Raw genomic sequence first — 9444 nt, forward strand, 5'->3', positions numbered from 1 at the left:
CCCAACTGGCGGATTGTCGCCTTGATGCGCTTCCCGAGTTTCAGGTACAGCTCGACCGCCCGAACGCGGTCTTCGTATGAATACATGGACTACCTCCAAAGTAGTCCAAGATTTTGTCCGCATCCCCCTGGTCCTGAAACGCCACGATTCATTACCCGTTTCGACGATGTGGCAGTGATGGGTGACCCGGTCCAGCAGCGCTGTCGTCATCTTTGCGTCCCCGAACACGCTCACCCACTCGCCGAAGCTGAGGTTGGTGATTGCGACGCTCGTGTGCTCGTACAGTTTTGAGAGCAGGTGGAACAGTAATGCGCCGCCGGTCTGGCTGAACGGCAGATAGCCCAGCTCATCGATTAATGTTGCGCGCAACATTAATCGATGAGCTGGGGCTTGCAGGATCTCGACCAGACCGCGTGCAACGATCTGCTCGAGGTACTCGATGATCGTGTCGGTACGCGCTCGACCGTGATCACCAGCCAGTTGCCGCTCGAACACTGGCATGCATGGCTGCAGGATCCCACGCTGGCCGATGCGATTCTCGATCGGCTCGTGCATCAGGCCCACAAGCTTCTGGTCAAGGGTGATTCGATGAGAAAGAAAACGAAATCCGAAACCGCTGACGCCTGATCGTGATCACCGTCGCTATAATCCATTGACCGCGCAACACCACCATCCAGACCGATCACGTTCGCCGAAACGACTGATCACCATCACCGAAATCCGCAGAAGAGGCCATTGCACTCGCCAACGACACACCCTTTGGTCTCGCCAGCTACGTCTATACGCGCGACATCGGCCGCGTCTTCCGCGTGACAGAAGCGCTAGAGTTCGGCATGGTCGGCGTGAACGAAGGGCTGATCTCGACTGAAGTCGCGCCATTCGGCGGCGTAAAGACGTCGGGACTCGGCCGCGAGGGCTCGAAATACGGAATCGATGAGTACCTCGAAATAAAATACGTGGCGCTCGGAGGCCTCTAGCATCGTAGCTCGACCGGTATAAATAACATGGGGCCCGGTCGCGCTTTCGCGCGCCGGGCCCCTTTCACATCAACCGGCTTTTGCTCAGCCGAGTTTCAGGCGTCGCACACGCAGCGGCGGGATCACCGCGCACACTGCCGCGAGCACGAAGAGCGCCATCCCCCAGGTCTGCACGACCTCGAAACGCGTTCCCGCGTGCATGACCACGCCCATGACGATGATCGGGCTGCAGAAGTAGCCGACAAACTGCGCAGCCGTGAACGCACCCGTGCCGAACCCGCGCCGCGAGAACGGCAGCGAACGCAATCCCCAGCTAACCAGGGCGGGCAGCACGATACCGCAGCCCACGCCATTGATCGCGCCGCCCACCGTGAGCATCGTCTCGTCGTGCGCCATGCCCATGCAGACAAAAAACAGTGGACACAGCCTGCATGCTCAGAGCAAAAAGTTCCAGACGTCCATTTCTGCGCGCTTACAGTTAAAGCGGATATCGGGGTGCGGAGTCCTTCAATGTGAGCCATTGCCACTGGGTGAGCTCCTCGATGTTCGCGGGTCCCCCGTGCCTTGAGCCATTGCCGGAGCTGCCTTGCCCGCCCATTGGCATGAAACCGTCATCATTTACTGTCTGGTCGTTGACATGAACGAGCCCCACCCGCAGACGATCGGCGATAGCCTTGCCGCGTGACATGGAGCCCGTGATGATCCCCGCCGACAAGCCATAGTGGGTGTCGTTCGCCAGCTCGACAGCCTCGTCGTCGGTAGAGAACGTGGTGATAGAAACAATAGGACCAAATATCTCTTCCTTAAACGCTCGCATCTCTGACGTTACGCCAGTAATAACGGTCGCCGGAAAAAATACACCGTTCGATGTTCCGCCCGCGGCCAGCCTGGCTCCTTGGGCCAGGGTATCGTTTAGCAGATCATTGACTCTTCTGGCCTGCTCCGCGCAGATCAGTGGCCCCAGTGCGACATTTTCGGTATGGGGGTTACCAACAGGCAACTGTCCAGCCTTCTCCGACATACGGGCGACATATTCTTCGGCGATCCGTTCGTGAACGAGGTGGCGCCCCGCACTCATGCAGATTTGTCCCTGGTGCAGCCAGCTCGCCCATGCGCCGTTCGCGACTGCCAGGTCCATGTCCGCATCATCCAGGATGATCAGCGAGTTCTTCCCCCCCAGTTCGAGTGCTACCTTCTTCAGGTGCTTTCCCGCAAGCTCGCCGACGCGGCGGCCGGCCGCCGTAGATCCTGTAAAGGAGATCATCCGTACCGCAGGATCGGTAACAAGGGCCTCGCCAGCCTCGGCATCCCCCGGCATGACGCAAAGGACCCCACTGGGCAGGCCGGCTTCAGCCAGAATCTCGGCATGAAGGAATCCTCCTACGACCGGCGTTCTCGGGTCCGGCTTGAGAACCACCGCGTTGCCGCATGCCAATGCAGGCGTCATGGCACGACTGGAGAGTAAAAACGGGAAATTGAAGGGCGAGATTACCCCTACCACACCCAGGGGAATGCGTCGTGCAATCGACAGACCCCTGCCATCACAGGGCAACAATAATCCCTTCGGTTGAGTCAGCAACGCAGCTGCCTCATGCATGTGATTGATGACGAGCCTGATCTCGAACATCGCCTTGGGCGAAACCGCACCGGTCTCGCGGACGATCCACTCGGTCAACTCAGCAGTGCGCCGCTCGATGATCTGAGCAGCGCGCCGGAACACGGCAGCCCGCTCAAGTAACGGCATTTCCGCCCATGCTTTCTGCGCCTGCTGGGCAACCATGGCTGCCTTGCTCACATCGTCGGCAGACGCCCGCCCCACTCTGGCCAGTTCTTCGCCGGTGGCTGGCTCCGTGACGCGCAAGATGCTCTCCGCTTTCACCCACGCTCCGGTGAAGAGCGATTCGCTCCACACCCTAGGTCCCACGCTACTTTGACTATTCATGACGCTATCTTCCGGTTTGCAAATGCTAAAAATCAGGCGACCTCCCAGGCGGATTGATCCTTACGCCGGTCCTGCCGCCGTGAATTGCTGCTTCAACCTTCGGGAAGGGCTGGGAATGAATCCGCTTCGGGACAATCCACCCCGGATCTTCGCGTTCACGGCGCTCCTCGGGTGCCCTACAGTCCCGAAGTCGCCACGGGAACAGGCGAAGAACGCCCTTTCGTCAGGCGCAGGAAGCAGGACACGATGATGATGCACAACACCATCGCCCCGCTGCCCAACGCGCGGTAGCCCGAGAACTTTACGAGTGTCCCTCCCACCACCGGCCCTAGAGCCGAGCCGATCATGATCGATGCGGGAAAAGCCGCCAGGGAACGGCCACTGCGGTCCAGCTTCGCGATTGCGCCGAACGTGAATGTGTGCATGAAAATCATCAACCCGGGAAGCAGCACCATCGCGGCGACATAGGCCGGAAAGCTCGTTGCGTTCATCAGCACAACGACCAGTGCCGCGTGGAGGATCGGCGCAATGAACAGCACACCGCGGATGGACAGCCGGTTCTCCGTCCAGGCTGCAAGCGCTCCAGGGAAGATGCTGACGATCGACATCCCGAGCAGCGCACTGCCGATCTGTCCGTGCGAGAAGCCGTGATCAATGCCGACCCGCTCAAGAAAGCTGTTCGCCATCGCATGTTCAAGGCAGACGCAGGCGAAGGCGGCCAACCCGAACCATACGGCGCGCGGCAGGGGCTCAGAGTGGAGAGTCTGCGCTACGGACACGCGCCCGCTGCCCGTCCTGGGTGGAAACGACGAAAAGGACACCAAAGCTGCAGCGGCCATAACTGTGCCGAAAACAACAAACAGCGACGGCCCACCGTGGGCAACGACGATTCCCGGCACGAAAGTCATGAAGATGACTGCGAACACACCCAGTGCCACGCCAGCGATGGCCATCAGGCGATGCGGCCGTTCGCCCTGGGAGATCGTGCCGTGGGTAACACTCAATCCCGCTCCGGCTGCAAGGCCGCAGATGGCATGCAGGCCCGTCAGAAGCGCTGAATCCCGCGTGGTCGCGGCAATGAAGAAACCACACGCGGAAATCGAGAAACCGGCTGTCGCGACGAGGCGCCCCGACAGACGATTGAAACGCGGTGCCAGCAGCGCGCTGGCAATGACAATGCCGGCCAGGAAGAGCGTCGCCAGCCCGCCCGCCTGCTGCGGATCGAAGCGATACGACTCGATCAGGATGCCGACCCAGAGAGGCAGACCGACCAGATCGACCATGCCGGCGCAATGGCCCACCATCAGCGCGAAGCGTCCGCGCCCCTTGTCAATGGAAGCAGGATTCACAGCTTGTCTCCTTAAATGATTTTGTCTTGTGTCCGGTATCGAGCCGGATTCAGTCCACAGGAATCAGTGGTTTGACCAGACCGGGCTTACGGTCGATGAACTCGGCGATGGCTCTTTCGATATCCCGGAATGGAATGGTCTCGGTGAAAATCGGACTCGGGTCCAGCGTCCCGCCAGCGATCAGGGACAGCAGCATATCCATGTGCCGCAGATCGCCCAGACCCATCCACATCGAGACATTCTTTTCGAGCAACGCAGTCAGATTTATCTCCACGGGTACAGCAGGAATGCCGACCATCGCTATGCGAGCACCGAGGGCAGCGACGCCGGACCAGGCGTTGATCGTGCCGTTCACGCCCGCAGCATCGACGATTGCTTCTGCGCCACGCCCACCGGTCAGCGTGGCAACAACCGAGGGCGTATCCTCCTGCGAGGGGTCGATCACATGGGTCGCACCTAACTCCTTCGCGAGTGCTAGCCGATCTGCGACGGTATCTACCGCAATAACACCGGCCACGCCATGCAGTCGCGCGGTGTGGATGGCCGAGAGTCCGACCGGGCCTGCACCGAAGACCAGCAGCATCTGCCCCGGGGCACTGACAGCGTTCCTGACCGCCGTCCAGCCCGTGCTCAGCACATCGCCGACAGTCAATGCCTGAGCATCCGTTACACCGTCGGGGATGTGTGAAACACAGGTATCGGCGAAAGGCACACGGACATATTCCGCCTGAGCTCCACCGAGGTTGCCGAAGCGCGCCCCGGAGCCAAAGATGCCTCCTCGTTCGCAGACCTGAGTCTGGCCACGGCGGCAGTTGCCGCACTGGCCGCACCACGGCGCGGCCGGAGCAACGACGCGATCACCCACCTTGAAGTTGCGTACTTCGGAACCCAGTTGATGCACGACACCGACAAACTCGTGCCCGAGCGGGAAACCCCAGGGTGTGTGCATATGCCCAGCCAGGATATGTACATCCGAGCCACAGACCGTCGTCGTCCTGACCTTCACGACGATATCGCCGGACGACTCGATAGTCGGCTCCGGCCCATCGACCAGCTTGTAGTTGTTGCAGTCAGAAACAAAGACCTGTTTCATCGTCTGATCCTTTCAGTAAGTCAGCGGTATTACGCCAGCAGACGCGCAGTGGCCAGCAACACCAACGCCTGGTCGGAGGCGCCGACTGTCGCTGCGGTGTGCGAACAGGTATAAGCGAGCACGAGGCCGCTGTCCGGGTCAGCCACGAGTACCGACCCGCCCGCACCTTGATGCCCGAAAGAGCGGCCGCCAAGGTAAGGGTTGAACCCATGCGGCAATTCCACGCCCGACCCATAGCGGCTCACGTGATACAGCGTGCGATCCATGCCATGATGGCGCTCGGTTGTCAGGGCACCCAGGTCGGGCCTGGCCAGCAGCGGCTCGGCCACGCCATAGCCCAGCGTCGCATTGAGAATGCGCCCCAGTGCACGAGCCGAACTCACGCCAGACACGGCAGGCCAGGTGGCCTGCTGAACGCGGGGATCGGTAAAGAAACCCTGCGCGTCATGGATAATCGGCGCGAAGGATCCATCGGGGAGGGCCCGCCCGCTGGCAAACGCAGCGGCCTGCGCCTCGGTGAGGATCGGGGGAGCGAAGCTCAGTCTGGCCAGCCTGGGTAGCACGTCCATCGGCGCGCCGAACCAGAATCCCGAACCTGGTTCAAAGCCCAGGGGGCCAGTGATGTGCTGCGCCACATAATCCTGAATCTTTACCCCGGTCCCTTTCTCGAAAACGCCGGCCATCAGCGCACCAAAGGTGAACGCGTGGTAGCCGTGTTGCGTGCCCGGCTCCCAGAACGGGTCTTGCACTGCGACTTCCACGTCCAGCACGCCGGCAAGCCAGTCGTCAATCGAAAGCGGGCGGGCAACTGCGCAGATGCCGCTGCTGTGGTCCAGAATCATGCGCGCGGTGATGGTTCTGGTCACCGGTCGGTTGAAGGCCGGCCAATACGTGGCCAGTGGCACATCCAGATTCAATGCACCGCCCGCGTGGGCATGGGCGGCCGCCAGCGCGACGACAAGTTTGGAGACCGAAAAGACCTGGACGGGCGTCTCCTCGCTCATCGACCCGCCGGCCAGGTCGACGATAGTCTCTCCGCGGCGCGATACGAACAGTTGTGCGCCCCCCTGCATGCGGGTCAGGCAGCGTGAGAACACCTCGCGCAATTCTGCGCCGTCGGGGCTGTGCTGGCCGGTAACTGCGGCAACCGGCGGAAGTTGCAAGATGGGAGAGAACATGGCGCGGTAGATCTCCGTCCTCAGGCTTCTAAAGCTTGCGCTTGCGCCGTGGCAGACTGCGCACGCAGCGGTTCATAAAAACCGCGTTTGCTGTGCGTGGGAATGGGAATGCCGAAGCGATTCTCCAGGTCATCCATCATGGCAACAAGTTGGTCCGTATCCACCTGGTTGACGTTGCGGCGCACATTCAGGAAGGGGAAGTCACCGCGCAGGTTGGGTTTATATTCGTTGCGGATAAAGTCCATCGTCTCTTTGCCCTTGCCGGTCAGCGTGGCCACAGCATCAGCGACGACAATCTGGGCCAACTGATCGAAGGTCGCCCATGCGTCGGCTCTGCTCGGGTGGAGAACGCCCACTGCGTACAGATTGCGCACCTTGGGTGCGATCGCGCCGAGGTGGAAGATGGGGTGACCCTGGTCATAATCCACCAGCCCCTTGTCCAGCCACGGAATGTCCATGTCATACCCGGTGCAGAACAGTACGAGGTCGATTTCCTCGATACGGCCATCGACGAACTCGATCGTGTTTTCGTGGAAACGGCGAATATTCGGTCGGTGGGCGAGGATGCCGTGACTGAAGCAATGCAGCACGAGATCGCTCACAATCGGATGGGTCGCGCCCAAGGGCTGGTCCGGCACCGGCAGGCCGTAACGACCCAAGTCCCCAACGGTAGCCACGACTAGATCGGCCAGTTGCTTACGCGACAGGTGATCGGGCAGACCAGGGATGGGCGGCGGTGGGGTACGTACGTCAAGCAGATCCGGCGTGGGAACACCGAAGATCTGCTTGGGCAGGAAGTGATAGGCACGACGAGTCGAGAGGAAAGCCTTGCTGGCGTGCTCGGCGGCATCGACAGCGATATCGACGCCGCTATTGCCCGCGCCGACGACCAGCACCCTCTTGCCCGTGAACTGGGAGGGAGACTTGTACTGGTTACCGCGCAGGATCTCGCCCTTGAACCGGTCCATGCCCTCAAATTCGGGAATGAACGGCTTCCATTGCTGGCCGCAGGCATACACCACACCGCGGTAGAGACGCGTTTCGCCATTGGCCATCGTCACCTTCCAGGCATCCACGCCCTCGACCTTGATCGGGCTGGCGTTGGCTACGGATGTGTTAAAGCGCGTGCGTTCATACAGGCCATACTCGTGCGCCATGTTACGGATGTACGCCAGTATCAGTCGCCATGATGGAAAGGTCGGATAATCTGTGGGCATCGGGTAATCCAAGAACCCGCCGAGGTGCTTGCTGGTAATGAGGTGACACGTTTCATACATCGGAGAACCGGGGTTTTCGATGTCCCAGATGCCGCCGATTTCGCGGTGTCGCTCCGCCAGTTCCACGTCCACACCACCGCGCAGCAGGGCGCGCGCCGCGATCAAGCCCAGCGGACCCGCCCCTACGACGAGGTATTTCGTTGGCAGATGGGTCGATTGGGTCGATTGAGCGTCACTCATGGTTTTCTCCAGATTGCAGTCTATGAATCAAATCAACTTCTTAGGCGCACCGACGTGGCGCGTGCCGAGTGGGTAGTAAAACAGCGGGATATTCAAGGCCGCCCGGTAGGCCATCTCGAGCGTTTTGACGACGTCCTTGCTGCCGGTTTTTTGTGCCGCGCAATGGCGTTTGCATGGCGTGGCTTTAGGAGCGCGGCGAACGGATCAGTAGTCCTCAATAGCCATGTGTCTTACACAACACGTGGGAAGACATCCCGCCGTCTACAGGGATGTTTGTCCCGCGAATCCAGCCGGACTTGTCCGACAGAAGAAACGCCACCACCGGCGCGATATCTGCCGGCGTCCCGGGGCGGTCCATGATTCGGGTGTCCTCCTCTGCGCGGGCTCCGAGCGTTGCCAGGAAGTCCTTAAGGATTGGAGTTTCAACCGGCCCCGGACTGATCGCGTTCATGCGGATACCGCGCTCGCGCCAAGTCCAGCGGTTCTGCATTGTCCACACGATCAGCGCTTCCTTCGAAAAGAAATAGCTGCGCGCGCCGTAGATATCGTAGGCTTTGCAGAATGCAGCGACATCGCTGAAGCCCAGTTCCGCGCTCGCCTGAATCGGTTCCTTTTCGTCAGGCCAGCCGATGCCGGCCAGCGATGCGATGTTCACGATCGAGGCGCCATTCGCCAGCTTCGGCACCAGTCTGTTCGTGAGATATTTGAGGCCCACGAGATTAACGGCGACCACCGCCTCGGCCGGTCGCGTGGGCGGCAGACCCGCGATGTTGGCCAAGCCGTCGGCGCCGGCCGGCAGGACATTGACCAATTCATCGATAGAAGCCTGGCTGGATAGGTCGGCTCGAAAGAACTCACCGATCGGCTCGGGCGGCCGATTGATGTCGATGGAAATGATTTGGGCGCCTTGTGACGCGGCGAGTGCGGCGGTCGCTGCACCCACGCCGGAAGCAGCGCCGGTGATGATGACGGTCTTGCCTTGAAGCATGCTCAGTCCTTTGGATGAAATAGAGCGGGGTTCCCAGACCTATCTACTGCAACGACCGTGCCAGACAGCAGTCCAGCTTGGGGGGCTGATGAAACAAGGAGTTGCAGCGGAGCGGAAGGGATTACCCTGAATACAGATGCACTGAATTGATCAAAGATTGATCATTAATTCTGTGTCTCGCTTCACTACTTATCTGGGGTTTTCCATGATTGGATTCCATCTGTTCGCTGAACACGTCCGCGCCTCACCAACTACGATCGCCAGAGGTAGTTACATGCGATGCGCTCAACGCGCACTTCAGCGACGAGTGGGCTGGTCCTTCGTCAGGGACCGGTGACCTTCCCCCTCAGAAGTATCCCACTGTAAAGTTAGTGGCAAGGCCGCAGGAGAAACCTTGTCATGAAGAAGTCGCGGTTCAGCGAAGAGCAGATTATCGGGGTGCTGAAGGAAGCCGATGCCG

The 9444-nt window shown here is 60.4% G+C and carries 7 protein-coding genes and 3 pseudogenes; 2 read left to right on the forward strand and 8 right to left on the reverse strand.

Going from position 1 to position 9444, the window contains the following annotated elements; all coding sequences use genetic code 11:
• Window positions 1-135: 135 nt before the first annotated feature.
• Window positions 136-372, reverse strand: a pseudogene (locus G3N97_RS39765) (ATP-binding protein); the annotation flags it as partial.
• 12 nt (window positions 373-384) lie between these two features.
• Here G3N97_RS39765 and G3N97_RS32995 point away from each other — a divergent pair.
• Window positions 385-627: pseudogene (locus G3N97_RS32995) on the forward strand (ATP-binding protein); the annotation flags it as partial.
• A gap of 89 nt (window positions 628-716) precedes the next feature.
• Window positions 717-977: pseudogene (locus tag G3N97_RS33000) on the forward strand (aldehyde dehydrogenase family protein); the annotation flags it as partial.
• Between the two features lie 84 nt (window positions 978-1061).
• Here G3N97_RS33000 and G3N97_RS33005 read toward each other — a convergent pair.
• The 7 genes from G3N97_RS33005 to G3N97_RS33035 all read right to left on the reverse strand — a co-directional run bounded on the left by G3N97_RS33005 (window position 1062) and on the right by G3N97_RS33035 (window position 8984).
• Window positions 1062-1373: a hypothetical protein gene (locus G3N97_RS33005; protein ID WP_205997099.1), complete on the reverse strand. Its 312-nt coding sequence runs from the start codon at window positions 1371-1373 to the stop codon at window positions 1062-1064.
• 82 nt (window positions 1374-1455) lie between these two features.
• On the reverse strand, window positions 1456-2856 hold the full coding sequence (locus G3N97_RS33010; RefSeq protein ID WP_346778157.1) for a benzaldehyde dehydrogenase: 1401 nt from the start codon (window positions 2854-2856) through the stop codon (window positions 1456-1458).
• Window positions 2857-3095: 239 nt separating this feature from the next.
• Window positions 3096-4268, reverse strand: a complete 1173-nt coding sequence (locus tag G3N97_RS33015) for an MFS transporter (RefSeq protein WP_205997101.1) — start codon at window positions 4266-4268, stop codon at window positions 3096-3098.
• 49 nt (window positions 4269-4317) lie between these two features.
• Window positions 4318-5361, reverse strand: coding sequence for an alcohol dehydrogenase catalytic domain-containing protein (locus G3N97_RS33020; protein ID WP_205997102.1), 1044 nt, complete (start codon window positions 5359-5361; stop codon window positions 4318-4320).
• 29 nt (window positions 5362-5390) lie between these two features.
• Window positions 5391-6539, reverse strand: coding sequence for a serine hydrolase domain-containing protein (locus tag G3N97_RS33025; protein WP_205997103.1), 1149 nt, complete (start codon window positions 6537-6539; stop codon window positions 5391-5393).
• Window positions 6540-6559: 20 nt separating this feature from the next.
• Window positions 6560-7996 (reverse strand): NAD(P)-binding domain-containing protein, encoded by a 1437-nt coding sequence (locus tag G3N97_RS33030; RefSeq protein ID WP_205997104.1) that lies wholly within the window; start codon window positions 7994-7996, stop codon window positions 6560-6562.
• 214 nt (window positions 7997-8210) lie between these two features.
• Entirely contained in the window at window positions 8211-8984 is a 774-nt protein-coding gene (locus tag G3N97_RS33035) for a coniferyl-alcohol dehydrogenase (protein WP_205997105.1), read from the reverse strand.
• Window positions 8985-9444 lie beyond the last annotated feature (460 nt).

This window comes from Paraburkholderia sp. Ac-20347, assembly GCF_017104805.1.
GTDB classification, from domain to species: domain Bacteria; phylum Pseudomonadota; class Gammaproteobacteria; order Burkholderiales; family Burkholderiaceae; genus Paraburkholderia; species Paraburkholderia tropica.

What these genes read in the sequence shown, in the direction of transcription:
- G3N97_RS33005 (WP_205997099.1), bottom strand. Translation starts at nt 1,373, where the DNA reads ATGGCGCACGACGAGACGATGCTCACGGTGGGCGGCGCGATCAATGGC.
- G3N97_RS33020 (WP_205997102.1), bottom strand. Translation starts at nt 5,361, where the DNA reads ATGAAACAGGTCTTTGTTTCTGACTGCAACAACTACAAGCTGGTCGAT.
- G3N97_RS33025 (WP_205997103.1), bottom strand. Translation starts at nt 6,539, where the DNA reads ATGTTCTCTCCCATCTTGCAACTTCCGCCGGTTGCCGCAGTTACCGGC.
- G3N97_RS33030 (WP_205997104.1), bottom strand. Translation starts at nt 7,996, where the DNA reads ATGAGTGACGCTCAATCGACCCAATCGACCCATCTGCCAACGAAATAC.
- G3N97_RS33035 (WP_205997105.1), bottom strand. Translation starts at nt 8,984, where the DNA reads ATGCTTCAAGGCAAGACCGTCATCATCACCGGCGCTGCTTCCGGCGTG.